A 26023-nucleotide genomic window follows, 5' to 3' on the forward strand; every position below is an offset into this window, starting at 1 on the left:
GCATGCGATCCTTCTCCTTCATCGATTTCGTCTCGCTGCTCTCGGCGCTGCGCTGGACGGTGGTGCTTGTCGTTCTCGCGCTCGGCTTCGGCGCGCCGCTCGGACTTGGGCTGGCGACGGGCCGGATCAGCCGCCTCGCCCCACTGCGCTGGATCTCGGCCGCAGCGATCCAGGTGATCCAGGGCGTGCCACTGCTCGGCCTGCTCTTCTTCTTTTACTTCGGCATGCCGGTGTTCCTTGGCATCCAGGTGCCGGCGCTCGTCGCGGTTACGGTGGCCTACACGCTCTACACCGCAGCCTTCCTGGGCGAGATCTGGCGCGGCGGGCTCGAGGCCGTGAAGCAGGCGCAATGGGAAGCCGGTGCCTGCCTCGGCCTGTCGCGCTGGCAGCAATTCCGCCACATCGTCGGGCCGCAGGCGCTGCGCCTGTCGCTGCCGCCGACGGTCGGCTTCCTCGTCCAGCTCGTGAAGGGCACCTCGCTCGCTTCGATCATCGGCTTCGTCGAGCTGGCGCGCGCCGGCCAGGTGGTGAGCGCCGCGACCTTCCAGCCCCTCCTCACCTACGCCGTGGTCGCGGCGATCTACTTCGCAACCTGCCTGCCGCTCACGCTGTGGTCCCGTTCCCTGGAGGCTCGCCTCGATGGCTCTCGTTGAAATCCGCGACGTCCACAAGAAGTTCGGCCGGACCGACGTGCTCAACGGCGTTTCGCTCGACGTCGAAGAGGGCGAGATCGTCACGATCATCGGCCGCTCCGGCTCGGGAAAATCGACGCTGCTCCGTTGCATCAACGCGCTCGAGACGGTCGATGCCGGCGAGATTCACGTCGAGGGACAAAGGGTCCACGCCAGGATGCCGGACTTGCGGCAGTTTCGCCAGCGCGTCGGCATCGTCTTCCAGGCCTTCAACCTGTTTTCCCACCTCAAGGTCGAACGCAACATCACGCTGGCCCCATTGCTCACCGGCCGCATCGGCAAGTCCGAAGCGCGCCCGCTTGCCCTGGATGTCCTCGCCCGCGTCGGCCTCGCCGACAAGATCGACGCCTGGCCGGAGCAGCTCTCCGGCGGTCAACAACAGCGGGTGGCGATTGCCCGCTGCCTCGCCATGGCCCCGCACCTCATGCTGTTCGACGAGGTGACGTCGGCGCTCGACCCCGAACTGGTCGGCGAGGTCTTGAAGGTGATGGAGGCGATGGCGCGCCAGGGCATGACGATGATCCTTGTCACGCACGAGATGGGATTTGCCCGCAACGTCGCCGACCGCATCGTCTTCATGCATCAGGGCCGCGTCTGGGAACAGGGACCGCCGTCGAAACTGTTCGTCCGACCCGAGACCCCCGAACTCGCAAGTTTCATCGCCTCGGTGAAATGAGCACCTTCCAAGCAAACCGGCCATCGTGCCGCCACCAGGAGAGAGTTATGAGAAGATTGAAATCCCTCTTCGCTATCGCCACCACGGCGCTCGCCGTCCTCGCTGCGCCGGGTCTTGCCAGGGCCGACAAGCTGCAGGATGTGCTCGGTGCCGGACGTCTGCGCGTCGGCATCCTCACCGACGCTGCACCCTGGGGCTTCAAGGACGACAAGGGCGAAATCGCCGGCCTCGACGCCGACCTCGCCAAGCTGATTGCGGCTGATATGGGCGTAAAGCTCGAACTCGTCCCGGTGACGGGCGCGGCGCGCATCCCGAGCCTGCTGTCCGACAAGATCGATGTCCTGATCGCAGGTCTTGGTGCAACGCCGGAACGCGCCCAGCAGGTCATGTTCTCCCAGCCCTACGCGGTTGTGAATCTCGGCGTTTATGGTCCGAAGTCGATTGCCACAGCGACCGGCAAGAAGGCCGAAAACCTCGAACGCCACACCGTCGCTGTGGCCAAGGGAACGACGCTCGACGTCTGGCTCACCGACAACGCGCCAAAGGTGAAGCTGGTGCGCTTCGAGGACACTCCCGCGGCGATCGCCGCCTATCTCGCCGGCCAGGCCGACACCTTCGCCGAGAACAGCGCGATCGCGCTCAAGGTGAAAGAGCAGAATCCAACCAAGGAGGTCGAGCTGAAGTTCCTCATCCGTCAGTCGCCGGCGCATATCGGCTTGCGGCAGGGCGAGCAGAATCTGCTCAACTGGATCAACACCGACCTCTTCACCAACAAGCTGAACGGCAAGCTCGGCGCACTGCAGCTGAAGTGGTTCAAGGAAGAGCAGTCACTGCCGACCTTGTGAGTTCAGGCGAACTTCTTTTTTCTCGAGGAGCTGCAAACATGATTGAACGTTATTTGGTCGGCCCGCGCATGAGCCAGGCCGTTGTCTGCGCCGGCATGGTGCATATCGCCGGCCAGGTGGCCGACGACCGCAAGGCGGGGATCGTTTCCCAGACGAGCCAGGTGCTCGGCAAGATCGAGGCGCTGCTGAAGCAGGCGGGATCCGATCGCTCCAGGCTGGTCGCGGTCAACGTCTTCCTGCCGCACATCACCGACTTCGAGGCGATGAACTCGGTGTGGGACGCCTGGATCGATCCCGCCAATCCGCCTGCACGCGCCTGCGTCGAAGCGCGGCTCGCCGACCCCGATTTGCGCGTCGAGATGACGGCCGTCGCCGCCGTCTGAGACGCGCTTCGTGCTCTCCTTCAACCTTCGGCCGGCGTCGGTGACGACGCGGCCCTGAGGCATCCAATGCATACCGGACTTTTCCACGAGATCGACTTCGACGCCGACCACAAATGGTCCGGCCACCTCAGCATCCCGTTCTCGATCGATCGATCGCCCTATTTCCAGGTCAAGATTCCGATCTTCCGGATCCGCAACGGTGCGGGCCCTCGGGTTCTGCTGATGGCAGGTAACCACGGCGACGAATACGAGGGTGAGATCACGCTCGCGCGGCTGTTTCGCCGGCTCGATCCCGCCATCATCAAGGGCGCGGTGACGATCCTGCCCTTCGCCAATCTCCCGGCGGTGATGGCAGCCCGCCGACGCTCGCCGCTTGACGAGGGCAATCTCAACCGCGCCTTCCCTGGCGACCCCTCGGGCACGCCGACTTTCCGGCTCGCTCATTTCCTCGAACATGAACTCTTCCCCCGCCACGACGTGATCTTCGACATCCATTCCGGTGGGACGTCGATGGCGCATCTGCCTTGCGCCCTGATCGAGCGCCAAGGCCCGCCGGACATGTTCGCCCGCGCGCTCAGTCTCATGGAGGGGCTCGGAATGCCGTTCGCCTTCGTCGCCGAAAACGGTCCCGAAGCCCCGACCTCGATGGCAGCCGCCGCGCGGGCACGAGCGATCGGCATCTCCGGCGAATTCGGCTCCGGCGGCACCGTCACGCCGCAGACGATGGCCCTGACCGCCCGGGCCGTGGACCGCCTGCTGCTCGCGCTTGGCATCATTGATGCACCGGTGCTCGGCCCACACGTCCCCATCGAAGGACAAACCGAACTGCTGGCGCTGGAGAGCCACGCCCAGGCGGTGTTCGCGACACGGCGCGGCTGGTTCGAACCGGCGGTCGTGGTCGGCGCGCGGGTCAGGGACGGCGACGTGGCGGGCTGGTACCACGATTTCGAACGACCCGAGGCGCCGGAGGAAGTGCTGCACTTCCCCGCCGCCGGGATCGTGATCTCGCAACGTCTCCACACGGACTGCCAGAGCGGTGATTGCCTGGTCCAGGTTGGCCGGCCGTTGACACGGGGTGAGGTTTCGGGCCGATGAGATTTTGATGCGCGAAACGACTCTAGAGCGTTTTCCAGCGAAGTGGACGCCGGTTCGCGTCAAGAAAACGCGTCAAATCAAGAATCTAGAGCCCCGTTCCGATTCCATCGGAACGGAAAAGGCTCTAGACAACGCCAGCACTTGGGTTCGATGGCCGATCCGACCGTGACAACCTTCGATGATGTCGTGCGAATTCCGGCGCCGCCCGGGCGCGGCACTGCGGTCGGGCGACCGCCGCGCATCGAAGAGGTGGCGGAACGCGCCGGGGTCTCCCCGATCACGGTGTCGCGGGTGCTGCGTCATCCCGAGAAGGTCAATCGCGAGACCCGCGACCGCATTCTCGAGATCATCGAGGCGACCGGATACGCTTCCAACCCTCACGCGCGGGCGTTGCGTTCGGGCCGCTCCAACGTCGTCATTGCCTTCGTCTCCAATATCCTCAGCCAGCAGTTCGGCCTGGCCGTTCGAAGCTTCGCTGCGGCGCTCGAGCCGGAAGGATACGAAGTGTTGGTCGGTCAGACCTCCTACTCCTATGCCCGGGAAGTGGCGATGCTGCAGTCGCTGCGCGGCATCCGGCCGGCGGCCGTGCTGTTTACCGGCGTGATCGAGCTCGAAGAGAACCGGGCCGCCCTGCAGGAACTGGCCATTCCGGTGATCGAGACATGGGCCTATCCGCGTGATCCGATCGACATGCTCGTCGGATTCTCCAACGCCGACGCCGGAGCGATGGCGGCACAGCGACTGGCGGCCGCCGGACATCGCCGCGTTGCCTTCATCGGTCGCAGCAGCGGCCGCGGCGCGCTACGCCGCGATGGTTTTCGCGCAGCGGCTGGAAAGCTCGGCATCGAGATCGTGCACGAGATCGCCGTCGGCGAGATCACCGGTCTTGTCGACGGCCGCACCGCCTTCGGCGCCCTTCTCGCCCGTGGCGGTCCGGTCGACGCCGTCTTCTGCGCCAACGATCTGTTGGCAACGGGGGCGCTGATCGAAGCGCGCTCCCGCGGCCTGTCCGTGCCGCGCGATCTTGCTTTGCTTGGCTTCGGCGACAACGACGTGGCGGATCAGATGACGCCGGGCCTCACCACGATCGCATTTGATTCCGCGGCGATCGGCCGGATCGCCGGCGAACTTCTGCTGGCGCGTTTGGCCGGTACGCCGCATGCGCTGCAGCGACACGCGGTCGAACTCTTCTTCGTCGAGCGCGGCAGCATCTGAGACCGATTCCCTACGCCTTGTCCGGCCCGACGCGCACCAGTTGCTTGCCGAAATTGGCGCCCTTGAGCAGGCCCATGAACGCCGCGGGCGCGCTGTCGAGGCCTTCGGTGACGAATTCCTTGTGCTTGATCTTGCCGTCGCGAAACCACTGCGACATGTCGCGCAGGAAGTCGCCGTGGCGCGCGGCAAAATCGCTGACGATGAAGCCGCGGATGGTGAGGCGCTTGGTCAGCACCGCGCGCATCATCTTGCCGGCCCATTTCGGCGAGGTCTCGCCGAAATTATTGTACTCGGCGATCAAGCCGCAGACCGGCATGCGCGCGAACGCATTGAGCTGCGGAAATACCGCCTCGAACACCGCGCCGCCGACGTTTTCAAAATAGACGTCGATGCCCTTCGGGCAGGCGTCCTTCAGCTTCGCCGCGAGATCGGGATCGCGGTGATCGAGGCAATCGTCGAAGCCGAGTTCCTTTTTGACGTAGTCGCATTTGTCCTTGCCGCCGGCGATGCCGATCGCCCGCGCGCCCTTGATCTTCGCAATCTGGCCGACGGCCGACCCGACGGCGCCGGAGGCCGCCGCCACCACGACGGTTTCGCCCGCCTGCGGCTTGCCGATATCGAGCAGGCCGGTATAGGCGGTCATGCCGGGCATGCCGAGCACGCCGACCGCGGTCGAGATCGGTGCGAGCTTCGGATCGATCTTGGCGAGTCCCTTGCCGTCGGAAATCGCATGCGTCTGCCAGCCGGCGCGCGACAGCACGATGTCGCCTTTCGCAAAACCGGGATTGCTCGAGGCGATCACCTCACTGACCGTGCCGCCTTCCATCACGCCGTCGATCGGCACCGGCGCCGCATAGGACGGGCCGTCACTCATCCGCCCGCGCATGTAGGGATCGAGCGACAGCCAGATGGTGCGCAGCAGGACCTGGCCCTCACCGGGCGTCGGCGCGGTATATTCCTCGAGGCGGAAGTCGGATGGCTTCGGTTCGCCCACGGGGCGAGCAGCGAGAACGATGCGTTTTGCGGACATGGTTGTTTCCTCCGGATTGTTATTTGTCGTCATTGCGAGCGTAGCGATGATGCTACGTCATTCCGGGATGGTGCGTAAGCACCAGACCCGGAATCTCGAGATTCCGGGTTCGATGCTTCGCATCGCCCCGGAATGACGGCTGATATTACCGTACTCGAATATCAGGCCGCGATTTTTGCCAGCGCGGCCTCAAACGCCGCCGCAGCGCTTGGCAAATCCGCGAAAGCAAGCCCGCTATCGGCGGTCTGCTTCTGGTCCGCGGTCGCGGTGGGACGCACTTCCGCGATCGGCTTTGCCCCATCGAGCAAGGCCGCCGGCGCGATCACGTGAAATTCATGGGTTTCGACCGGCTGATCCTTCAGCAGGAAGACACTGAGCGAGACGATGTCAGTACCTCGCCGATAGGAAATATAGCGGTCGACCGCCACCGAACCGTCGCGCTGCATGCCGCCGAGTTTTGCAAAGCCCTTGGAGTCGAGCAGCTTGTGGGCCTTGAAACCCTTGATGCCAACCGACTTCGCTTTCGCGGTCTCTTCCGACAGATCGAATTTGGCGGCCATCGCCTTGCCGATTTCGGCGAGCTGCTCCGACATCGCGTGCTCGAACTCTTTTGCCTCGGTGCGCGGCTTCGATGCCTTGCCTGGCTTGGCCGCGTTGCGCTTTTGCAGCTCGGCGTTGCACCGCGCGATGATATCAGCCGCGGCTTTCCGCTCGGCGTTGACGAGCAGATTCTTCAAATCCTGATTTGAAAGCGCGGCAATCCTGTCGTCCGACCAATCGACCATGATGTTCAATTTCTTTCAAAAACAGCGCTGCTAGCGCATGAAGGCAGCGTCATTCCGGGATGGTCCGGACCAGGCCCGGGATCTCGAGATTCCGGGTTCGATGCTGCGCATCGCCCCGGAATGACGGGCCTTAGCTCAAACTCCGCCCGGATAGTTCGGGCTTTCGCGGGTGATGGTGACGTCGTGGACATGGCTTTCGCGCAGGCCCGCACCGGTGATGCGCACGAACTGCGCCTTCTCGTGGAATTCGGCGAGGTTGCGCGCGCCGACATAGCCCATTGCCGCGCGAAGACCGCCGGCGAGCTGGTGCATGACGTTGCCGACCGGGCCCTTATACGGCACCTGGCCCTCGATGCCCTCGGGCACCAGCTTGAGCGTGTCCTTGATGTCCTGCTGGAAGTAACGGTCCGCCGAGCCGCGCGCCATCGCGCCGACCGAGCCCATGCCACGATAGGCCTTGTAGGAACGGCCCTGCCACAAGAACACTTCGCCCGGGGTCTCGTCGGTGCCGGCGAGCAAGGAGCCGACCATGGCGATGTCGGCGCCGGCGGCGAGCGCCTTCGCCAGATCGCCGGAATATTTGATGCCGCCGTCGGCGATCACGGGGATGTCGGATTTCTTGGCGGCTTCGACCGCATCCATGATCGCTGTCAGTTGCGGCACGCCGACACCGGCGACGATGCGCGTGGTGCAGATCGAACCCGGCCCGATGCCGACCTTGATCGCATCCGCACCGGCATCGATCAGCGCCTGCGCGCCTTCCTTGGTGGCGATGTTGCCGGCGATGACCTGCACGGCGTTGGAAAGCCGCTTGATGCGATTGACGGCTTCCAGCACCCGCGAGGAGTGGCCGTGCGCAGTATCCACCACGATGAGGTCGACACCAGCGTCGATCAGCAGCTCGGTGCGCTCAAAGCCGCCCTCGCCGACCGTAGTCGCCGCCGCGACGCGAAGCCGTCCCTGCGCGTCCTTGCAGGCGAGCGGATGCGCGACCGCCTTTTCCATGTCTTTCACGGTAATCAGGCCGACGCAGCGATATTGCTCGTCGACCACCAGCAGCTTTTCGATGCGATGCTTGTGCAGCATCCGCTTCGCCTCGTCCTGGCTGACGCCTTCGCGCACCGTGACGAGGCCTTCATGCGTCATCAGCTCGGAGATTTTTTGCCTGGGGTCGGTGGCAAAACGGACGTCGCGGTTGGTGAGGATGCCGACCAGCTTGCCGGGAACGCCCTTGGAGGCACCGGTGACCACGGGAATGCCGGAGAAGCCGTGATCGGTCATCAACGTCATCGCGTCCGACAGCATGGCGTCGGGGCCGATGGTCAGCGGATTGACCACCATGCCGGATTCGTACTTTTTGACCTGCCGCACCTGGGCGGCCTGGCCTTCGGGATCGAAATTGCGGTGAATGACGCCGACGCCGCCGGCCTGCGCCATCGCGATCGCCATCCGCGCTTCGGTCACCGTATCCATTGCGGAAGCAATGATCGGGATGTTGAGCGGGATTGCGCGGGTCACGCGGGAGCGGATATCCGCCTCCGAGGGCAGGATGTCGGAAAGACCGGGTTTGAGCAGCACGTCGTCGAACGTGTAGGCTTCGCGGATAGCCTGAAGTCCCTGCGCCATTTGCCAACTCCTTTCGGCGGCCTTCCGCCGCATATTATTTAAGATGAACGTCGCCTTCGGCTGCGCGAGCGGCGCTGCCGTCGAATCGAAGCCCATCGGTGGGGTTGACGGTGGTCGATAGCATGGCAGGCGGCCGAATCAAAGCGTTTGGCCGCTATGCACAGGCTTTTCCCGAAAAGCCCTTAGTTAAAGGGCCTTAACGTTGATATCCCGGCGGCGGGCCGTGCTGGCGGATCGCCTCCACCACCTCCCGGTGCCGGCGGTCCTCCCGCCTCATGTGAACCGCGATGAGCGCATGCGCCGACGGCACCAGCAGCAGGACGTGGAAAAACAGGCCGAAAACCAGACAAAACACCAGCAGAACGAGGTTGAAGATCGCCGAAAATGGCTGCCCGTTCAGGAGCAGCCCAAGTGGCGGCAACAGCGCGGCGAGCAGGTAGATCATCGTCGGGTCTCCGGTGGCGCCAGTTGGCGGCGTCACGCAGGATTTAGGTGGTTTGCACGGTTCCGCAATGGCTTGTCCGACAGCGGGGTGATACAGCCCAATTCACCCCGCCTGCCCTCCCGCACCCCGATTCCCGATGGACAAACAGCGCCTGATCCCGCTCATCGTGGCCACCGCCCTGTTCATGGAAAACATGGACGCGACGGTCATTGCGACGTCGCTGCCGGCGATCGCGGCTGACATCGGCACCAGCCCGCTGACGCTGAAACTTGCGATCACGTCCTACCTGCTCTCGCTCGCGGTGTTCATTCCCGCCAGCGGCTGGACCGCCGACCGCTTCGGCGCGCGGATGGTATTTTCCATCGCCATCGGCGTCTTCATGCTGGGATCGATCGGCTGCGCGATGTCGACGTCGGTCACGCATTTCGTGATCGCGCGCATCCTGCAGGGTCTCGGCGGCGCGATGATGACGCCGGTCGGACGACTGGTGCTGCTGCGCTCGATCGACAAAAGCGGGCTGGTCCAGGCGATGACATGGGTGACGGTGCCGGCGCTGATCGGCCCGGTGATCGGGCCGCCGCTCGGCGGCTTCATCACCACCTATTTCTCCTGGCACTGGATCTTCCTGATCAACATTCCGATCGGGCTGCTCGGCATCTTCATGGCGATGAAATACATCGATCCGATCCGCAGCGAAGACCCGGAGCGGTTCGATCTCTACGGGCTGGTGCTGGCGGGCATTGGCCTCGCCGGCATCGCCTTCGGCCTCTCGGTCGCCGGGCTCAATCTCCTGCCGTGGACGGTCGTCGCGGGCCTGGTTGCGGTGGGTTCGATCTCGATGGCGCTCTATATGGTGCACGCGCGGAAGACGGGTTCGCCGGTCCTCGACTTCTCGATGCTGCGGCTGCAGACGCTGCGCGCCAGCATCTATGGCGGCTTCCTGTTCCGGCTCGGCATCGGCGCGCTGCCATTCCTGCTGCCGCTGCTGATGCAGGAAGGTTTTGGGCTAACGCCGTTCCAGTCCGGCCTCGTGACGTTCTCGTCCGCGGTCGGCGCCATGGGCATGAAAACGCTGGCCGCGCGCATCATCCGCACCTTCGGCTTTCGCAACATGATGGCGGTCAACGCCATCATCAGCTCGGTATTTCTCGCCGCCTGCGCCCTGTTCACGATCACGACGCCCCTGACGCTGATCTTCCTCATCCTCGTGGTCGGCGGCTTCTTCCGCTCGCTGCAATTCACCGCGATCAACACCGTCGCTTATGCAGAAGTCGAACCGGCGCAGATGAGCCGCGCCACCACGCTTGTGAGCGTCAACCAGCAGCTGGCGACCTCGGCCGGCGTCGCCGTCGGCGCGTTCTCGGTGGAATCGACCATGCTGTGGCATCACGCCACCGAACTGGATGCAACCATGTTCGGCCCGGCCTTCATCGTGGTCGCGATCATCTCGGCGGTGTCGGCCTGGTTCTTCTGGCAGATGCCCGATGACGCCGGGCACGAAATTTCGGGCCGCAAAGCGGTCGAGATTTCCAGCCGCAAGGGCGCAGAAAAGGCCGCGACCAAAGCCGCCAGCGAAGGCACCGAGGACGCGCGCGATCAGCGGCTGGGATAGATCCGTCACACCCAGTTGATCCCGACACCGGAAACATATCCGGGCGCAACCGTTTTCCTTTCGTACCTCGAAAGGAAAGACACCATGAAACTCGCAAAATTCGGAACGCTTGGATTGGCCGCGGTACTTGCACTTGCAAGCAGCTTCGCGCTCGCACAGACCGGTACTGGTTCCACCGGTGGCAGCACCGCAACCGGCGGATCGACCACAAGCGGCTCCACCACGGGACCGTCGGTCAACAGCACGACGACAGGCAGTTCGACCACCGGCTTGAGCAACGATGCCGGCAGCGCTGCCGCCGGCGCGAACAGCGCGCGGAATCCCTCTGGAAATCCCGCAATCAATACCTCCCCCAGCGGATCGCCGGTAACTCCTGCTCCGGGTTCGGGCGTGGGACGATAGCGCCGTGTCCTGACATACGGTTGTATGTGATTTTTATCACTGCGATCCATCGATACACTGGCAAAGATTTCCCTCCTGGCGAGATGGGCTCGCCAGAAATCAAGGAGGGAAACGTCTATGACCAAAGCGAACACGGAAGCTTCGACCAATCGTCTCGACGACACCGATCTGGAACTCGTGAGCGGCGGTGAACGCACCCTTTACGAGAACCTCCATCGGCTGTGGTTCGCGGCGAGCTGCGTCCTCTCAGGCAGTACGCTGACCGTGAAGGGCGATCAGTTGCACTGCAGCTGACACGCTGGCGCGAATAGCGCTTCTGACTCTAACGGCCTCGGCGCCGAAGCTTGAAAGGCGCTGAGGCCGTTATTGCGAGTTTTTGGAAGCTGAGCCGCGACGCCGCGCATGGACCGACGCCTTCTGCGGACGCGCCAAGCCGCGCCGCCGGCGAAACTGCCTGCGCTTCATTCGATCGCCTCGTCGACGGGCAATCGCGTCGATTTCAGCATGTTTGCACCCGGCCCAATGAAGGCGCAACGCACCGAAGCGCTTACCCACCTGTGGCACAGACCTTGCCTGCAAATGAGCATCTTTGTTCTGCAGAGGGATCGCTGCTCATGTCGCATTCATCGTTTTTCCTCAGCCGCCGGCACTTTCTGCAGACCACCCTGGCCGGCGCGACAGCCGTAGGTTTCCACGGTTCGGACGCCGCTGCGCAAGGCCGCTCGGAAACATTGCTGGTCGTGCAGGAGCTCGGCCCCAATTCGCTTGATATGCAGGGCGTCGGTTCGAACCAGACCGTCAACGGGCTGTCCTGGAATTGCTACGACCGGCTCCTGACCTACGCGTCAAAAACGCTGCCCGACGGGACGCTGTCCTACGACCGCGAAAAACTCGCGCCTGAACTGGCCGAGGGCTGGGAAGTTGCGGCCGACGGCATGTCCTGCACCTTCAAGCTGCGCAAGGACGCAAAGTTTCACGACGGCACGCCGGTCACGTCCAGCGACGTCAAATGGTCGTTTGATCGCGCGGTCAAGGTCGGCGGTTTTCCCACCTTTCAGATGTCGGCGGGCTCGCTGGAAAAAACGGAACAGTTCGTCGTCGTCGACGACCACACTTTCCGGATCGACTATGTCCGCAAGGACAAACTGCTGCTGTTCAACGTCGCCGTCGTCGTCCCCTTCATCATCAATTCGCAACTGGCGAAGAAGAATGCGACGCCAGAGGATCCCTGGGCATTGAGCTGGCTGAAGAACAACGAGGCCGGCGGCGGCGCCTACAAGCTTGACAGCTGGAAGCCCGGCACCGAGACCGTCCTGACGCGCTTCGACGACTGGAAGAGCGGCCCGCTTCCGAAAATCAAACGCATTATCATGCGGGACATCCCTTCCGCCGGCACGCGGCGGGCCACGCTGGAACGCGGCGATGCCGATCTCTCGAGCGGCTTTGCCCCGCGTGATTTCGATCAGGTCATCAAGGACGGCAAGGTCAAGGTCTCCGGCGTGCCGATCCCGAATGCGCTTTGGTCGTTGGCGCTGAATACCGCCAAGCCGCCGTTCGACAATGTCAAACTGCGCCAGGCGCTCGCCTGGGCGATGCCTTACGAACAGATCCAGAGCAGCGCCTTCTTCGGCCGCGCCGTTCCGATGTATGGCGGCCCCACTGAGGTCTCGAAGCCGGTATGGCCACAACCCTTCCCCTATGTCACCGACCTCGACAAGGCCAGGGCGCTGATGAAAGAGGCCGGTTTTGAGACCGGGTTCGAGACGACGCTCTCGCTTGACACCGGCACGGCAACGGTCGGCGAGCCCACCATCGTGCTCATTCAGGAGAGCCTCGCCAAGATCGGTATCGAGGCCGACATCAGCAAGATTCCGGGCGCCAACTGGCGGACGACGCTGAACAAGAAGGAATTGCCGCTGGCGCTCAACCGATTCAGCGGCTGGCTCGATTATCCCGAATATTACTTCTACTGGAATTTCCACGGCAACAATTCGATCTTCAACATCTCCTCGTACCAGAACAAGGAGATGGACTCGCTGATCGACAAAGCGCGCTTTGCTGACCGATGCCGCGGAGTACGAAACGACCGTGAAGGCGTTCATTGCGCTGTGCATGCGCGACGTTCCGGTGATTCCGCTCAACCAGCCGATCCACGACGTCGCGATGCAAAAGAACATCAGCGGCTACGAATTCTGGTTTCACCGCGAGCCCGACTTCAGGCAGTTCGTCAAGGGATAGCCGATCAAGCGATCGGCGCCGGCTAGCCAGCCTCTTCAATCTGCAATGGAAACCCGTCTGATTTGCTGTGTGATGTCAGTCACGGCAAAGGCCCGGCCGGTGCCGTATCCCTGTGAGCATGGATGGCGGGAACGGTCCCGCTTCAAAGACAAACGGGAGACGACCATGACCGAGTTCAAGACCTCAGATCTGCTCGACGACGCTGCGCTGGAAATCGTGGCTGGCGGCGTGCAGGAAGGCGGCTGCATTCCGGGACGCCCGGTGCCGAAGCCGCCGTACCCGACCGGCGACTGGACGTTCAAGGACGTCTTCGTGCGTTGGACCATCGGCTAACCATCAATCCCAAACCAACAGGAGACTGACATGAACAAGAATGAACTGAGCCTCGATGAATTGAACAAGGTTGCCGGCGGCATGATCAAGCAGACCTGCCCACGACTTCCGACCGGGACCGGCCCGACCTTCCCGACCGACCCGTTTCCGTTCCCGATTCCGTTTATTCCGCTTGGTCCGTTCCGTTTCTGATCCTTCGCGGCATCAGGCCGGCAAGAGGCCGCCCAGTCGGGCGGCCTCTTTTATTTGAAGGTCTTTCGTCATTGCTGTGACTTCGCTCCGCCGCGAAAGCCCATCGCCAGCACGTAGCGCTCGGACGAGTCCTGGCGGCTCGAGGCCGGTTTGACGTGTTTGACGGTGGCAAAATCGCGCTTCAGCTGCGCCAGCAGTTCGCCTTCGGCGCCGCTCTGAAACACCTTTGCGACGAAGGTGCCGCCGGGATTGAGCACCTCGGTGGCGAACGCCGCCGCGGTTTCGACCAGCCCGATGATGCGGAGCTGATCGGTCTTGCGATGACCCGTGGTGTTGGCGGCCATGTCGGACAGCACCACGTCGGCGCGGCCGCCCATCATCGCCAGCAGTTTTTCCGGCGCGTCATCGGCGAGAAAGTCGAGCTGTGCGAAGGTGACGCCCGGCACCTCCGGCATTTCCAACAGATCGATCGCGACCACCTTGCCCTTGCCGTTGGCCGCCCCGATGCGTTTGGCCGCGACCTGGCTCCAGCCGCCGGGGGCCGCGCCGAGATCGACCACGGAGATGCCTGACTTCAGAAAGCGATGCTTGTCATCGATCTCGATCAGCTTGTAGGCCGCGCGCGAGCGCCATCCGTCCTTCTTGGCCTGCGCCACATAGGGATCGTTGAGCTGCCGTTCCAGCCAGAGCTTTGATGACAGCTTGCGCTTGCCACCAGACTTGACCGTGACGTGCAACCGGCCGGTGGTGTCTTTCGCCATACGGATGCTTGCCTTTGGATACTATTGAAACGCGATACAGTGGTTCTCCCTCTCCCCGTTCTTCACGGGGAGAGGGTTGGGGTGAGGGGCTCTATCCGCGAAATTGGTTCCAGTTGATGGACCTGTACCCCCTCACCCGGATCACATCTGCGATGTGATCCGGCCTCTCCCCGCAAGCGGGGCGAGGTAAGCCAGGCCGCACGTGCGCCGCCTTAGCACGACCTTAGCGCGCCGTCCTCCCGCATCATTTCGACCAGCATGCCCTCGCGCAGGCCGCGGTCGGCGACGCGCAGCCGCGGCAGCGGGAACGCGTCGCGGATCGCGTCGAGAATGGCGCAACCGGCCAGCACCAGATCGGCCCGCTCGATGCTGATGCAATTGTTGTTGGCGCGCTCCTGATAGCTCATGCCGAGCAGCCGCTGGATCACCGAGGTGACGTCGGAATTGTTCATCCAGATGCCGTCGATGCGGCGCCGGTCGTAGCGCTGCAGATTGAGAAACACGCCGGCCAGCGTCGTCACGGTGCCTGATGTGCCGAGCAGATGCATGTCACGCAGATCACCGCCATGCTCGGCCGCAAACGGCGCCACGTATTGCGCGACCTCGGCGATCATCCGCGCATAGGATTCGGCCGTGACGTCCTTGCCGCCGAAATGTTCGGCGATGGTGACGACGCCGAGCGGGATCGACATCCAGGCCTTGATCCGCGGGACGGCGTTTTCTTCCCCTGGATCGCGCTCGATCCGGACCAGTTCCGTCGATCCGCCGCCGATATCGAACAGGATGGCGCCTCGCCCTTTGGGGTCGAGCAGCGGCGAGCAGCCGATCACCGCGAGCGTCGCCTCGGTCTCGCGATCGATCACCTCGAGCCGGATGCCGGTGTCTTTTGCCACCCTCTCGCGAAAGCTTTCGGCATTGGCCGCGGCGCGGCAGGCTTCGGTTGCGATCAACCGCAGGCGCCGGGCCTTGCGGTAGCGGATCTTGTCGCTGCAGATACTCAAGGCCGCAATGGCACGGTCGATCGCCGCTTCGCTGATGGAACCGGTCGAGGAGATGCCCTCGCCCAGCCGGATGATCCGCGAGAACGAATCGACCACGCGGAAGCCGTCGCCGGCCGGACAGGCGATCAGGAGCCGGCAGTTGTTGGTGCCAAGGTCGAGCGCGGCGTAGACGCCGCTTTCCGCCCCTGCCACAGCAGACCCTGACGGGCTTGCGCGGGCCGCAAGGCCATCGGCAAGCCGCGTATCCTCGTTCATCAAAACTGTCTTTCCGCGGCTTTGCTGCCGCCGAAGAATGAGCGCTCACGGAAACTTTAGCAGCGCCAAGGGCCTACGCAACATCCCATCACATAGGACCATGCCCAAACAGGCGTTGTCGCTGGGGGATCGGTGGGTTATTTGGTTTCGAGCCCGCGAAAGTCGCGGAAATCCAAGCATTTCAGGTATTTTTCGATGCAAGATCATACGTCGCCGTCGTCGCTGGAAAACGCTATCGCAGTGCAAAAATACGGCGTCGGGCAGCCTGTGCGCCGCAAGGAAGACGACACGCTGGTCCGCGGCAAGGGCAAATACACCGATGATTTCAGCCTGCCGGGCCAGGCCTATGCCTGGATCGTGCGCTCCAGCCACGCCCACGGAATCATCCGCGGCATCGATATCAAGGCCGCGCGGACCATGCCGGGCGTGCTCGGCGCCTGGACCGGCCAGGACCTTATGGCCGCCGGCTACAACCCCTTCACCTGCGGTCTGCCGCTGAAGAGCCGCGACGGCTCGCCGCTGCTGCAGACCAACCGCATGGCCTTGGCGACCGACAAGGTGCGCTTCGTCGGCGATCCCGTGGCCTATGTCGTCGCCGAAACGCTGGCGCAGGCGCGTGATGCGGCGGAAGCCGTCGAGCTCGATATCGAGCCGCTGCCCGCGGTGACCAGTGCCGAGGAAGCGGCACAACCCGGCGCGCCGCAGCTCTACGATGACATCCCCAACAACACAGCGCTCGACTATCACTATGGCGATGCAGCGAAGATCGATGCGGCATTCGCCGGCGCCGCGCATGTAACAAAGCTCGATATCGTCAACACCCGCGTCGCCGTGGTGTCGATGGAGCCGCGCGTGGCGTTGGCTTCCTACGACAAGGCCAGCGAGCGCTTCACGATCCAGGTGCCGACCCAGGGCGTTTCCGGCAACAAGGTCACGTTTGCAAAAATCCTGAACGTGCCGAACGACAAGGTTCGCATCCTGACCGCCAATGTCGGCGGCTCGTTCGGCATGAAGAACATGAACTATCCGGAATACACCTGCATCGCGCATGCCTCGAAGGTGCTGGGCCGTCCGGTGAAGTGGACCGACGAGCGCTCGACCAGCTTCCTGTCCGACAGCCACGGCCGCGCGCAGATCATGCATTGCGAACTGGCGCTCGACGCCGAGGGTAAATTCCTCGCCGTGCGTCTCCAAGGCTACGGCAATCTCGGCGCCTACATCACCGGCGTGGCGCCGGGCCCGCTGTCGCTCAACACCGCCAAGAATCTTGCGAGCGTCTATCGTACGCCGCTGCTCGGCGTCGACATCAAGACGGTGCTGACCAACACCACCTTGATGGGCGCCTATCGCGGCGCCGGCCGGCCCGAGGCCAATTACTACATGGAGCGGCTAATCGACCGCGCCGCCGATGAAATGGGCATCAACCGGCTCACCCTGCGCAAGCGCAACTTCATCAAGCCGGCGCAACTGCCGTTCCCGGCGGCATCCGGTGTCACCTATGACAGCGGCGATTTCCAGGGCGTGTTCGCCAAGGCGCTGGAATTGTCCGACCACGCCAATTTTGCCAAGCGCAAAAAGGAAAGCAAGAAGCAGGGCAAACTGCGCGGGATTGCAGTCGGCTCCTATCTCGAAGTCACCGCACCGCCGAGCGGTGAACTCGGCAAGATCAATTTCGAGCCGGACGGATCGGTGAAGCTGACCACCGGGACGCTCGATTACGGCCAGGGGCATGCCACGCCGTTTGCGCAGGTACTGTCCGCAGAGCTCGGCGTACCCTTCGAGAAGGTCACGCTCGAACAGGGCGACAGCGATCTCGTGCGTTTCGGCAACGGCACCGGTGGCTCGCGCTCGATCACCGCGACCGGCCAGGCGATCGTCGAAGCCGCGGCGCTGGTGGTCGCCAAGGGCAAGCAGGCGGCGGCGCATCTGCTGGAAGCCAGCGAGGGCGACATCGAATTCGGCAATGGCCGCTTCACCATCGCCGGCACCGACCGCTCGATCGGCATCATGGAGCTGGCGCAGCGGCTGCGCGACGGCAAGGTGCCGGAGGGCGTGCCCGATACGCTCGACGTCGACCACGCCACCAAGGACACGCCGTCGACCTTCCCCAATGGCTGCCACGTCGCCGAAGTCGAGATCGACCCCGACACCGGGGTTACGAAAATCGTGCGCTACACCGGGATCTCTGACTTCGGCACCATCGTCAATCCGATGATCGTCGACGGCCAGCTGCATGGCGGCGTCGCGCAAGGCATCGGCCAGGCGCTGATGGAGGAAGTCAGCTACGATTCCAGCGGCCAGCCGATCACCGGCTCGTTCATGGATTATGCGATGCCGCGCGCCGGCGACATCCCGCTGATGGCAACCGCCGATCATCCCTCACCCGCCAAATCCAATCCACTCGGCACCAAGGGCTGCGGCGAAGCCGGCTGCGCCGGCAGCCTCGCCTGCATCGTCAATGCTGTCATCGATGCGCTGTCGGAGTACGGCATTTCGGAGATCGATATGCCATTGACATCGGAACGCGTCTGGCGTGCGATCCAGGAGGCCAAGGCGAGGAAGGCGGCATAGGATGCAACCAGCCATCATCGGTGAACTCCGCGCAGCATTCGACGCGACAACGGTCCTGACCGGCGCCGATATCGATGCGCGCTATTACACCGATATAGCCGGCATCCCCGTTCCTCCGCCGATTGCGGTGATGCGGCCGCGCTCAACCGAGGACGTCTCGCGATTCCTGGCGATCTGCCACCGGGCGCGCGTTGCGGTCACGACCCAGGGCGGCATGACCGGGCTCGTCGGCGCCACGATGCCGATGGCCGGCGAGATCGTGCTGTCGATGGAGCGCATGAACGCGATCGAAGAGGTCGACACCGGCGGCGGGGTCGTCATTGCCCAGGCCGCCGTGCCGCTGCAGCGCGTGCACGAGCGCGTCGCGCAGGACGGCTTCATGTACCCGCTCGATCTCGGCGCCCGCGGCAGCTGCACGATCGGCGGCAACATCTCGACCAATGCCGGCGGCAATCGGGTGATCCGCTATGGCATGACGCGCGATCTGGTGCTCGGGCTCGAAGCGGTGCTTGCTGACGGCACCGTGCTCAAGGGCGTGCGCAAATACATCAAGAACAACACCGGCACCGACCTCAAGCAATTGTTCATCGGAACCGAAGGCACGCTCGGCGTGGTGACCCGCGCGGCATTGCGGATTTTCCCGGCGCCGGCCGAACAGCAGGTGGTGCTGTGCGCGCTGCCGAGCTTCGACAAGGTGCGGGCGATGCTCGACCTGGCGCGCAAGCGGCTTGGCGGCGAACTGACCGCCTTCGAGGTGATGTGGAACAGCTATTACCGCCTTGTGACCCAGCTGGTGCGAGGCGTCGCCGCGCCGCTGCCGGTTACCCATCCCTTCTACCTGCTGATGGAATCCTCGGGCAGCAATGCCGAGCGACTCCGCGCCGACGTTGAAAGTCTGCTCGAAGAGGCGCTCGGTGAAGGCATCATCCTCGATGCGATCATTGCCAATTCGGGTGCTTCTACAGCCGCGATCTGGCGGGTGCGCGATTCCAGCGTCGAGCTGAGCCGGGCGACCGCGCCCACGGTCGGCTTCGACATCAGCCTCGCCATCGACCAGATGGAACCGTTCACGGAAGCCGTCGCAAAGGCGATCAAGGCGGTCGACAAGGACGCCTACACCATCGTGCTCGGGCACGTCGGCGACGGCAACCTGCACGTCAACACGAAATACTCGCCTCCGGCCGACAAGCATGAGGAGATGAAGAAGCTGGTGTTCGGCCTTACCAGTGACTTCGGCGGTTCGATCTCGGCCGAGCACGGCATCGGCATCTCCAGGCGGCCCTATCTCAGGCTCAGCCGCACCGCGGAGGAGATCGAGACCATGCGCACGCTGAAGCGCGCGCTTGATCCGCATCACATCCTCAATCCCGGTCGCGTCTTCGAGATGTGAAGCGCGCCGGTCAGGCGGCGAGCTTCAAAGCGCGCTCCAGGAGCTCCAGCCGGTCCTGGCCCCAGAAGATCTCGCCCGAGGGCAAGACGTAACTGGGCGCGCCGAAGACGCCCGCCTTCAGGGCATCCTGCGTGTACTGCTCGTACAGCGCATCGAGTTCCGCATCCGATGGGCCGCCGGCCCGCAGCGCGGCGGCATCGAGGCCGGCGCGTTGCGCTGATGATGCCATCACCGCGGGATCCGCAAACGACTCCTCGCGCTCCCAGATGGCGCGCGCCAGCTCCAGCGACAATTTATGAGCGTCCTTGCCCTGCAGCTTGGCCGCGATCACGAGGCGTGTCGCCGCCGCGTCATCGCTGGGGAAGAATTTAGGCTCGACATTGAGCGGAAGTCCCCGCACCTCACGCCAGCGCCTGAGCTCCATCAGTCGGTAAGCCTGCCGCTGCGGCGAGCGTTTTGGCAGCGGCAGCCCGCCGGTCTGCTCGAAAATCGGGCCGAACTTGGCGGGCTTGACGTTGACTTGCGCGCCATAGCGCCGCGCAATCTCGGCGAACGGGCCGCTGCCCATGTAGGTCCAGGGCGAGTTGAGTGAGAGGTAATAGTCGATGGTAATGCCCATGGTTACGCCGCCACCTGTTCGCGCGGCTGATAGATCGCGGTGTGGTGGCAATGCGCCAGCGGCGTCTTGCCGTTGGCGACCACCAGCGCGTCGAGTTCGACGAAACGGTGCCCCTTCTTGTCGTAATTGCCGATCACTTTGGCACGCGCGGTCAGTTCATCGCCGATGCGGGCCGCGGACAGGAGCTGCATCCTTGTGCCGACATGAATCCATGGGCCCATGATGGCGTTGTCGACCAGCACCATGTTCATCACCCGCGGCAACAGGCCGGGGTGGCCGAGTCCTTCCTGCGCGTAGATCACTTCGGTTTCGCGAATATCCGCCAGATATTGTTTTGCCGCGTCCGTCGCCCAGGTGCGCGGCGCCGCGCCGAGCCATTTACCCAGTGCATAGGACGACGCATCGACCGGCTTGCGCTCGCCTGCGGCTGCGACCTCGACAAAGTCGGAAAGCGAAAATGATGGCACTGCCGATGGCAGCGAAGCCGTGCCGGTCGCACAAATATCTCCCCGGCTCTCGACCTCGAGCTCAAGCACGCCGTTGGTTTCCTCGCCCATGACATCGGCCTGCTCGCCGTCATAGACCGGCTTGACGAAGCGCGCCTCGATCAGTCCACGCTCAAGAAAGGCCCGGCCCCATTTTGCGACCGGTAAGTGCATCATGTAGGCCATGACATCGACACCGGGCACCAGACCGCCGCTAAAACCATAGCGCTTCGCCACCGTGTCATCGTGCATCTTGTTCTCGGAATGCTTGGAAGTGTTGTAGGCCGAGACGCGATACGGCCCGATCCGGCTTGTCATGCCCGTTTCCTCTATTTTCTTGTTGTTTCCGGGCGTTATCGTACGCAAAGAAAGTGTCGTGGCAAGCGTGTTCCCCGGCCTGTTTTCCTCGCATTTTTCCGCCCCATGGAGTACCACGCGCGGACGAGACGAACTGACCGAATCCACCCCGATGAACTGACCTGAAGTGCCTGACTTGAACCCACCCCGCATCTATGTCGACGCCGACGCCTGCCCGGTCAAGGACGAGATCTATAAGGTCGCGAGCCGGCACGGCCTGCCCGTCAGCGTGGTCGCGGGCAATTTCATCCGCGTGCCGCAGGATCCGCTGATCGAGCGGATCGCCGCCGGCGCCGGGATGGATGCCGCCGACGACTGGATTGCGGAACGCGCCGGCAAAGGCGATATCGTCATCACCTCCGATATCCCGCTGGCGAGCCGTTGCGTGAAAGCCGGCGCCGAGGTGCTGGCACCGAACGGCAAGCCGTTCACCGAACAGTCGATCGGCATGACGCTCGCGGTACGCAATCTGATGACCGACCTGCGCTCATCAGGCGAAGTGACGGGCGGCCCGCGATCCTTTGCGCCGCGCGACCGCTCGGCGTTCCTCTCCGCGCTCGACCAGACCATCCGGCGCATCCAGCATCAGCGGGCTTCGCAGCCTGCGCCGAACCAGAATTGAGCTGAACGATGCCGCCGCCGCTGATCCAGTTGAAAGATATCGCGCTGACCTTTGGCGGCACGCCGCTGTTATCCGGCGTGGAACTGTCCGTATCGACGGCCGAGCGCGTGTGTTTGATCGGCCGCAACGGCTCCGGCAAATCGACGCTGCTGAAGATCGCCGCCGGACTCGTCGAGCCCGACAGCGGCAGCCGCTTCGTGCAGCCCGGCGCCACCATCCGCTATCTGCCGCAGGAGCCTGATTTCGGCGCGCACAAGACGACGCTGGCCTATGTCGAGGCTGGTCTAAATCCGGGCGACGACCATTATCAGGCGCGCTATCTCATCGAGCAGCTGGGCTTGAGCGGCGATGAAGATCCCGCCCATGTCTCGGGCGGCGAAGCCCGCCGTGCGGCGCTGGCGCGGGTGTTGGCGCCCGCCCCCGACATTTTGCTGCTGGACGAGCCGACCAACCATCTCGATCTCACCACCATCGAATGGCTGGAAGGCGAACTGGAAAGCCGCCGCTGTGCGCTGGTCATCATCAGCCATGACCGCCGCTTCCTCTCCAACCTGTCGCGCTCTACCGCCTGGCTCGACCGTGGCCAGATCAAGCAGATCGACCGCGGCTTTTCCGCATTCGAGGCCTGGCGCGACGAAGTGCTGGCCGAGGAAGAGCGCGACCAGCACAAGCTCGACCGCAAGATCGTCAATGAAGAGCATTGGCTGCGCTACGGCGTCTCCGGCCGCCGCAAGCGCAACGTCAAGCGGCTCGGCAATCTGCATGCCCTGCGCGACCAGCGGCGCACTTATCGCGGCGCGACCGGGAATGCCAGCCTCGCCGCCGCCGAATCGGACAAATCGGGCAAGCTGGTCATCGAGGCCAAGAACATCGGCAAATCCTTTGGCGACCGCAAGATCGTCGACGGATTCTCGATCCGGGTGCAGCGCGGCGACCGCATCGGCATCGTCGGCCCGAACGGCGCCGGCAAGACCACGCTGATTGACATGCTGACCGGCGGTAGTCCGCCCGACAGCGGCACGATCCGGCTCGGCGCCAATATCGAAATGGCAACGCTGGACCAGCACCGCGAAAGCCTCGACCCCAAATCGACGCTGGCCGACGCCCTGACCGGGGGCGGCAGCGACCACGTCATGATCGGCGGAAAGCCGAAGCATGTCGTCAGCTACATGAAGGACTTTTTGTTCGCGCAGGAACAGATGCGCACGCCGCTGGAAGTGCTGTCCGGCGGCGAACGCGGGCGGCTGATGCTGGCGCGCTCATTGGCCAAGGCATCCAACCTGCTGGTGCTCGACGAGCCGACCAACGATCTCGACCTCGAAACCCTCGACGTGCTCGAGGAAATGCTCGGCGACTACGAAGGCACGGTGATCCTGATCAGCCATGACCGCGACTTCCTTGACCGCGTCGTGACCTCGGTGATCGCGCCCGAAGGCGACGGAAGCTGGATCGAATATGCCGGCGGCTATACCGACATGCTGGCGCAGCGCGGCGCGGACCTGAAGCGTGAGGCAGTGAAGGCCGCCGACGAAAAGCGGGAAGCGAGGGTTGCCGCTGGATCGACCCAGACCGGACCGAAACGGCGCCTGAACTTCAACGAAAAGCACGCGCTGGAAATGCTGCCCAAGACCATGGCGAAGCTGCAAGCCGAGATTGCCAAGCAGCAGCGCATCCTCGACGATACCGATCTCTACAAGAAGAACCGCAAGAAGTTTGATTCCGCCTCTGATGCGCTTACAAAGGCGCAGAAGGAATTGCAGGAAGCCGAGGACAAGTGGCTGGAGCTTGAGGTGCTGCGCGAAGAGATAGAACAGGCATGATGCGTGGGATGGTTGCCATCGTCATTGCCTGCGACAAACGCGAAGCGTTTGCGCAAGGGAGCGCAGCGACGAAGCAATCCATTCTGCACCTCGGATAGATGGATTGCTTCGCTTCGCTCGCAATGACGAGCATGCTGAATTGGAGTGAAAAATGACCACACCCCTCGCCGCCAAGATCGCCCGTGAATACGGCACCCCCGCCGCCGTGATCGACATGGACCGGGTCGAGCGCAACATCGCGCGGATCCAGGCGGCGTGCGATGCCGCCGGCGTCGCCAACCGGCCGCATATCAAGACCCACAAGAGCCCGCTGCTGGCCGCGATGCAGATCAAGGCTGGCGCCAAGGGCATCACCTGCCAGAAGCTCGGCGAGGCCGAAGTGATGGCGGACGCCGGGATCGACGACATCCTGATCAGCTACAACCTGATCGGCGAGGAAAAGATGGCCCGGCTCGGCGCGCTGCAGGGCAAGGCCAACATGACGGTCGCCTGCGACAATTCCGTCGTGGTGGCGGGCCTGCCGCAGGCTGCCGCTGCATCCGGCCGGCCGCTGTCGGTGGTGGTCGAATGCGACACTGGCCGCAAGCGTGCCGGCGTCGAGACCCCGGCGGAAGCCATTGCGCTGGCGCGTGAGATCGCGGCGTCAAAAGGGCTGAAATTCGCCGGCTTCATGCTGTACCCGACAGAAACCGGCTGGGCGGAAGCGCAGAAGTTCTTTGACGAGGCGCTGGCTGGCGTCCGCGCCCACGGCCTCGATGCAACCATGGTCTCGACCGGCGGCTCGCCGAACATGAAGAACGTCGGCAAGCTCAAGGGCGCCACCGAGCATCGGCCCGGCACCTACATCTACAACGACCGCATGCAGGTCGCAGCCGGCGTCGCCAGCTGGGACGATTGCGCGCTCAGCGTCTATTCGACGGTCGTCAGCCGCGCCGGCCCAGATCGCGGCATTCTCGATGCCGGCTCCAAGACACTGACGTCCGACACCGGCGGGCTCGAAGGCCACGGCCTGATCCTCGAGCATCCCGAAGCCAAGATCGCGCGTTTTGCCGAAGAGCATGGCTTCCTCGACCTCACCCGCAGCAATACGCGGCCGAACGTCGGCGACGTCGTGCGGATCGTGCCCAACCATGTCTGCGTCGTCGTCAACATGATGGACGAAGTGGTGATGGTGCGCGGCGACGAGATTTTGGGAACGCTGCCGGTCGCGGCGCGGGGGAAGTTGCGGTGATACGCACGTAGGGTGGGCAAAGGCGCGTTCTTCGCGCCGTGCCCACCATCTATCTATCCAACGAAATGGTGGGCACGCTTCGCTTTGCCCACCCTACGAAGCCAGGCCGAGCCACTTCAATACGCCCCTGCCCGCCGCAGCGCCGGTGGCAAACGACGCCTGCAGCAGATAGCCGCCAGTTGGGGCTTCCCAATCCAGCATTTCACCCGCGGCGAATACGCCTGGCAAACGACGGATCATGAAGGCGTCGTCGAGTTCATCGAAGGCGATACCGCCCGCGGTCGAGATCGCGCGCGCGATCGGCGCGACGCCGTTGAGTTCTATGGGCACGGCGTTGATCAGACGGGCAAGATCAGGTGGCGATAGCGACGCCAGCGACACGCCGGATATCTTGACCGCCTCCTGCAATAACCCGATCGCAACAGGCGAAAGATGCGCGGCCTTGCGCAGGAAATTCGACTGGGATTGTTTGCCCTTTGGCGCTGAGAGCCGCGCGGTCAATTCCTCGATCGCCAGATCGGGCCGTAGCGCGACGTGCAGCGGCGCCTTCCCTGCGCTGAGGATCGCTTCGCGCAAATCCGCCGAGAGCGCATAGATCGCGCCACCTTCGATGCCCGTGCGGGTGAAAATGGCCTCACCGCGAACGCTGTGTGCGCCAAACGTCAACGCCACGCCCTTGAGCGGCTGGCCTTCGAACCGATCGCGAAAAATGTCCGACCAGGCGATGCTGAAGCCGGAATTGGCCGGGCGCAGCGGGGATAGCTTGACGCCCTTGGCAGCAAGCGTTTCCGCCCATGCGCCGTCGGAGCCGAGCCGCGGCCAGCTGGCGCCGCCGAGCGCCAGCACGGTTGCCGTCGCCTCGATCTCGCGTTGGCCATCGGGTGTTTGAAACGTGAGGCGGCCGTCGTCATCCCACCCGGTCCAGCGATGACGCAGCGCGAACTGCACGCCCTGAGAATCCAGCCGCCGCAGCCACGCCCGCAGCAACGGTGAGGCCTTGAACGCCTTCGGGAAAACCCGGCCGCTGGAGCCGACAAAGGTCGGTTGCCCCAGTGCCTCGCTCCAGTCGCGCAGCGCCTGTGGCGGAAAGGCATCGATGGCCGCCTTCAGGTTCGGCATTGCTTCGGCGTATCGCGCGAGAAACGCGGGCAGCGGTTCGCTGTGCGTCAGATTGAGCCCGCCCCGCCCGGCCATCAGCAGCTTGCGGCCGGCGGACGGCATCGCGTCATGGACGGTGACGGCAGCGCCGCCATTGGCCAACACCTCGGCGGCCATCAGGCCGGCGGGGCCGGCACCGATGATGGCGATGTTGTTGGCGCGAGGCGATGACATGGCGTGAGTG

Annotated in this window: 25 protein-coding genes and 1 pseudogene; 16 read left to right on the top strand and 10 right to left on the bottom strand. The window is 63.9% G+C overall.

The annotated features are described in order from the left end of the window. Positions 1–2 precede the first annotated feature (2 nt). The 6 genes from JQ597_RS14310 to JQ597_RS14335 all read left to right on the top strand — a co-directional run bounded on the left by JQ597_RS14310 (position 3) and on the right by JQ597_RS14335 (position 4906). On the top strand, positions 3–653 hold the full coding sequence (locus tag JQ597_RS14310) for an amino acid ABC transporter permease (protein WP_212264901.1): 651 nt from the start codon (positions 3–5) through the stop codon (positions 651–653). Beyond that, positions 640–1368, top strand: coding sequence for an amino acid ABC transporter ATP-binding protein (locus tag JQ597_RS14315; RefSeq protein ID WP_212264902.1), 729 nt, complete (start codon positions 640–642; stop codon positions 1366–1368). The genes JQ597_RS14310 and JQ597_RS14315 overlap by 14 nt, the downstream gene beginning before the upstream one ends. 47 nt (positions 1369–1415) lie before the next feature. After that, a complete protein-coding gene (locus tag JQ597_RS14320; RefSeq protein ID WP_212264903.1) occupies positions 1416–2213 on the top strand; it encodes a transporter substrate-binding domain-containing protein in 798 nt (265 codons plus the stop codon). Between the two features lie 38 nt (positions 2214–2251). Continuing rightward, entirely contained in the window at positions 2252–2596 is a 345-nt protein-coding gene (locus JQ597_RS14325) for a RidA family protein (protein WP_212034121.1), read from the top strand. A gap of 66 nt (positions 2597–2662) precedes the next feature. Further along, complete coding sequence (locus JQ597_RS14330; RefSeq protein WP_212264904.1) at positions 2663–3691, top strand: succinylglutamate desuccinylase/aspartoacylase family protein; 1029 nt, start codon at positions 2663–2665, stop codon at positions 3689–3691. A gap of 150 nt (positions 3692–3841) precedes the next feature. Further along, the gene (locus JQ597_RS14335; RefSeq protein WP_212264974.1) at positions 3842–4906 is read left to right on the top strand and encodes a LacI family DNA-binding transcriptional regulator; all 1065 of its coding nucleotides are present in this window, start codon (positions 3842–3844) and stop codon (positions 4904–4906) included. A gap of 10 nt (positions 4907–4916) precedes the next feature. On the opposite strand, the gene curA is transcribed toward JQ597_RS14335, so the two are convergent. The 4 genes from curA to JQ597_RS14355 form a co-directional block, all read right to left on the bottom strand. After that, the gene (curA, locus tag JQ597_RS14340) at positions 4917–5936 is read right to left on the bottom strand and encodes an NADPH-dependent curcumin/dihydrocurcumin reductase (RefSeq protein ID WP_212264905.1); all 1020 of its coding nucleotides are present in this window, start codon (positions 5934–5936) and stop codon (positions 4917–4919) included. Positions 5937–6097: 161 nt separating this feature from the next. After that, positions 6098–6721, bottom strand: a complete 624-nt coding sequence (locus JQ597_RS14345) for a hypothetical protein (protein WP_212264906.1) — start codon at positions 6719–6721, stop codon at positions 6098–6100. Positions 6722–6856: 135 nt separating this feature from the next. Further along, on the bottom strand, positions 6857–8347 hold the full coding sequence (guaB, locus tag JQ597_RS14350) for an IMP dehydrogenase (RefSeq protein ID WP_212264907.1): 1491 nt from the start codon (positions 8345–8347) through the stop codon (positions 6857–6859). A 196-nt stretch (positions 8348–8543) separates the two neighbouring features. Beyond that, positions 8544–8792: a hypothetical protein gene (locus JQ597_RS14355; RefSeq protein WP_212264908.1), complete on the bottom strand. Its 249-nt coding sequence runs from the start codon at positions 8790–8792 to the stop codon at positions 8544–8546. 136 nt (positions 8793–8928) lie between these two features. Here JQ597_RS14355 and JQ597_RS14360 point away from each other — a divergent pair, with 136 nt between their 5' ends. After that, positions 8929–10404: an MFS transporter gene (locus tag JQ597_RS14360; protein ID WP_212264909.1), complete on the top strand. Its 1476-nt coding sequence runs from the start codon at positions 8929–8931 to the stop codon at positions 10402–10404. 5 nt (positions 10405–10409) lie between these two features. On the opposite strand, the gene JQ597_RS14365 is transcribed toward JQ597_RS14360, so the two are convergent. Further along, positions 10410–10940: a hypothetical protein gene (locus tag JQ597_RS14365; protein ID WP_212264910.1), complete on the bottom strand. Its 531-nt coding sequence runs from the start codon at positions 10938–10940 to the stop codon at positions 10410–10412. Here JQ597_RS14365 and JQ597_RS14370 point away from each other — a divergent pair. The 4 genes and pseudogenes from JQ597_RS14370 (at position 10924) to JQ597_RS14385 (ending at position 13569) form a co-directional block, all read left to right on the top strand. Further along, positions 10924–11100, top strand: coding sequence for a hypothetical protein (locus JQ597_RS14370; protein ID WP_212034130.1), 177 nt, complete (start codon positions 10924–10926; stop codon positions 11098–11100). The genes JQ597_RS14365 and JQ597_RS14370 overlap by 17 nt on opposite strands. Positions 11101–11420: 320 nt before the next feature. Then, positions 11421–13044 (top strand): annotated as a pseudogene (locus tag JQ597_RS14375) (ABC transporter substrate-binding protein). A gap of 165 nt (positions 13045–13209) precedes the next feature. Continuing rightward, positions 13210–13377 (top strand): hypothetical protein, encoded by a 168-nt coding sequence (locus tag JQ597_RS14380; protein WP_212264911.1) that lies wholly within the window; start codon positions 13210–13212, stop codon positions 13375–13377. Positions 13378–13407: 30 nt separating this feature from the next. After that, positions 13408–13569, top strand: coding sequence for a hypothetical protein (locus tag JQ597_RS14385; protein ID WP_212034131.1), 162 nt, complete (start codon positions 13408–13410; stop codon positions 13567–13569). A gap of 68 nt (positions 13570–13637) precedes the next feature. Here JQ597_RS14385 and JQ597_RS14390 read toward each other — a convergent pair whose 3' ends face one another. Continuing rightward, positions 13638–14330, bottom strand: coding sequence for an RlmE family RNA methyltransferase (locus JQ597_RS14390; RefSeq protein ID WP_212264912.1), 693 nt, complete (start codon positions 14328–14330; stop codon positions 13638–13640). 212 nt (positions 14331–14542) lie between these two features. Continuing rightward, on the bottom strand, positions 14543–15586 hold the full coding sequence (locus JQ597_RS14395) for a Ppx/GppA phosphatase family protein (RefSeq protein WP_212264913.1): 1044 nt from the start codon (positions 15584–15586) through the stop codon (positions 14543–14545). Between the two features lie 195 nt (positions 15587–15781). On the opposite strand from JQ597_RS14395, the gene JQ597_RS14400 reads away from it, so the two are divergent. Together JQ597_RS14400 and JQ597_RS14405 are read left to right on the top strand one after the other, a co-directional pair. Next, positions 15782–18157 (top strand): xanthine dehydrogenase family protein molybdopterin-binding subunit, encoded by a 2376-nt coding sequence (locus JQ597_RS14400; protein ID WP_212264914.1) that lies wholly within the window; start codon positions 15782–15784, stop codon positions 18155–18157. Position 18158: 1 nt separating this feature from the next. Next, positions 18159–19547: an FAD-binding oxidoreductase gene (locus tag JQ597_RS14405; protein WP_212264915.1), complete on the top strand. Its 1389-nt coding sequence runs from the start codon at positions 18159–18161 to the stop codon at positions 19545–19547. Between the two features lie 10 nt (positions 19548–19557). On the opposite strand, the gene JQ597_RS14410 is transcribed toward JQ597_RS14405, so the two are convergent. Then, complete coding sequence (locus JQ597_RS14410) at positions 19558–20166, bottom strand: 2-hydroxychromene-2-carboxylate isomerase (protein ID WP_212264916.1); 609 nt, start codon at positions 20164–20166, stop codon at positions 19558–19560. A 2-nt stretch (positions 20167–20168) separates the two neighbouring features. Continuing rightward, positions 20169–20969 carry a hypothetical protein gene (locus JQ597_RS14415; protein WP_212264917.1) on the bottom strand — a complete coding sequence of 267 codons (801 nt, stop codon included), beginning with the start codon at positions 20967–20969 and terminating at the stop codon, positions 20169–20171. Positions 20970–21144: 175 nt separating this feature from the next. On the opposite strand from JQ597_RS14415, the gene JQ597_RS14420 reads away from it, so the two are divergent. From JQ597_RS14420 to JQ597_RS14430, 3 genes are all read left to right on the top strand, one after another. Continuing rightward, a complete protein-coding gene (locus tag JQ597_RS14420; protein ID WP_212264918.1) occupies positions 21145–21630 on the top strand; it encodes a YaiI/YqxD family protein in 486 nt (161 codons plus the stop codon). 8 nt (positions 21631–21638) lie between these two features. Beyond that, on the top strand, positions 21639–23450 hold the full coding sequence (locus JQ597_RS14425) for an ABC-F family ATP-binding cassette domain-containing protein (RefSeq protein WP_212264919.1): 1812 nt from the start codon (positions 21639–21641) through the stop codon (positions 23448–23450). A 151-nt stretch (positions 23451–23601) separates the two neighbouring features. After that, positions 23602–24681, top strand: coding sequence for a D-TA family PLP-dependent enzyme (locus tag JQ597_RS14430; RefSeq protein ID WP_212264920.1), 1080 nt, complete (start codon positions 23602–23604; stop codon positions 24679–24681). Positions 24682–24774: 93 nt separating this feature from the next. On the opposite strand, the gene JQ597_RS14435 is transcribed toward JQ597_RS14430, so the two are convergent. After that, a complete protein-coding gene (locus JQ597_RS14435) occupies positions 24775–25956 on the bottom strand; it encodes a TIGR03862 family flavoprotein (RefSeq protein WP_502754442.1) in 1182 nt (393 codons plus the stop codon). Positions 25957–26023 lie beyond the last annotated feature (67 nt).

The sequence above is a fragment of the Bradyrhizobium sp. AUGA SZCCT0177 genome (assembly GCF_018130125.1).
GTDB lineage: Bacteria > Pseudomonadota > Alphaproteobacteria > Rhizobiales > Xanthobacteraceae > Bradyrhizobium.

Coding starts and splice junctions, on each gene's coding strand:
- JQ597_RS14395 (WP_212264913.1), bottom strand. CDS start 15,586: ATGAACGAGGATACGCGGCTTGCCGATGGCCTTGCGGCCCGCGCAAGC.
- JQ597_RS14325 (WP_212034121.1), top strand. CDS start 2,252: ATGATTGAACGTTATTTGGTCGGCCCGCGCATGAGCCAGGCCGTTGTC.
- JQ597_RS14430 (WP_212264920.1), top strand. CDS start 23,602: ATGACCACACCCCTCGCCGCCAAGATCGCCCGTGAATACGGCACCCCC.
- JQ597_RS14360 (WP_212264909.1), top strand. CDS start 8,929: ATGGACAAACAGCGCCTGATCCCGCTCATCGTGGCCACCGCCCTGTTC.
- JQ597_RS14425 (WP_212264919.1), top strand. CDS start 21,639: ATGCCGCCGCCGCTGATCCAGTTGAAAGATATCGCGCTGACCTTTGGC.
- JQ597_RS14410 (WP_212264916.1), bottom strand. CDS start 20,166: ATGGGCATTACCATCGACTATTACCTCTCACTCAACTCGCCCTGGACC.
- JQ597_RS14380 (WP_212264911.1), top strand. CDS start 13,210: ATGACCGAGTTCAAGACCTCAGATCTGCTCGACGACGCTGCGCTGGAA.
- JQ597_RS14435 (WP_502754442.1), bottom strand. CDS start 25,956: ATGGCCGCCGAGGTGTTGGCCAATGGCGGCGCTGCCGTCACCGTCCAT.
- JQ597_RS14345 (WP_212264906.1), bottom strand. CDS start 6,721: ATGGTCGATTGGTCGGACGACAGGATTGCCGCGCTTTCAAATCAGGAT.
- JQ597_RS14385 (WP_212034131.1), top strand. CDS start 13,408: ATGAACAAGAATGAACTGAGCCTCGATGAATTGAACAAGGTTGCCGGC.
- guaB (WP_212264907.1), bottom strand. CDS start 8,347: ATGGCGCAGGGACTTCAGGCTATCCGCGAAGCCTACACGTTCGACGAC.
- JQ597_RS14405 (WP_212264915.1), top strand. CDS start 18,159: ATGCAACCAGCCATCATCGGTGAACTCCGCGCAGCATTCGACGCGACA.
- curA (WP_212264905.1), bottom strand. CDS start 5,936: ATGTCCGCAAAACGCATCGTTCTCGCTGCTCGCCCCGTGGGCGAACCG.
- JQ597_RS14335 (WP_212264974.1), top strand. CDS start 3,842: ATGGCCGATCCGACCGTGACAACCTTCGATGATGTCGTGCGAATTCCG.
- JQ597_RS14320 (WP_212264903.1), top strand. CDS start 1,416: ATGAGAAGATTGAAATCCCTCTTCGCTATCGCCACCACGGCGCTCGCC.
- JQ597_RS14400 (WP_212264914.1), top strand. CDS start 15,782: ATGCAAGATCATACGTCGCCGTCGTCGCTGGAAAACGCTATCGCAGTG.
- JQ597_RS14370 (WP_212034130.1), top strand. CDS start 10,924: ATGACCAAAGCGAACACGGAAGCTTCGACCAATCGTCTCGACGACACC.
- JQ597_RS14390 (WP_212264912.1), bottom strand. CDS start 14,330: ATGGCGAAAGACACCACCGGCCGGTTGCACGTCACGGTCAAGTCTGGT.
- JQ597_RS14310 (WP_212264901.1), top strand. CDS start 3: ATGCGATCCTTCTCCTTCATCGATTTCGTCTCGCTGCTCTCGGCGCTG.
- JQ597_RS14355 (WP_212264908.1), bottom strand. CDS start 8,792: ATGATCTACCTGCTCGCCGCGCTGTTGCCGCCACTTGGGCTGCTCCTG.
- JQ597_RS14330 (WP_212264904.1), top strand. CDS start 2,663: ATGCATACCGGACTTTTCCACGAGATCGACTTCGACGCCGACCACAAA.
- JQ597_RS14315 (WP_212264902.1), top strand. CDS start 640: ATGGCTCTCGTTGAAATCCGCGACGTCCACAAGAAGTTCGGCCGGACC.
- JQ597_RS14415 (WP_212264917.1), bottom strand. CDS start 20,969: ATGACAAGCCGGATCGGGCCGTATCGCGTCTCGGCCTACAACACTTCC.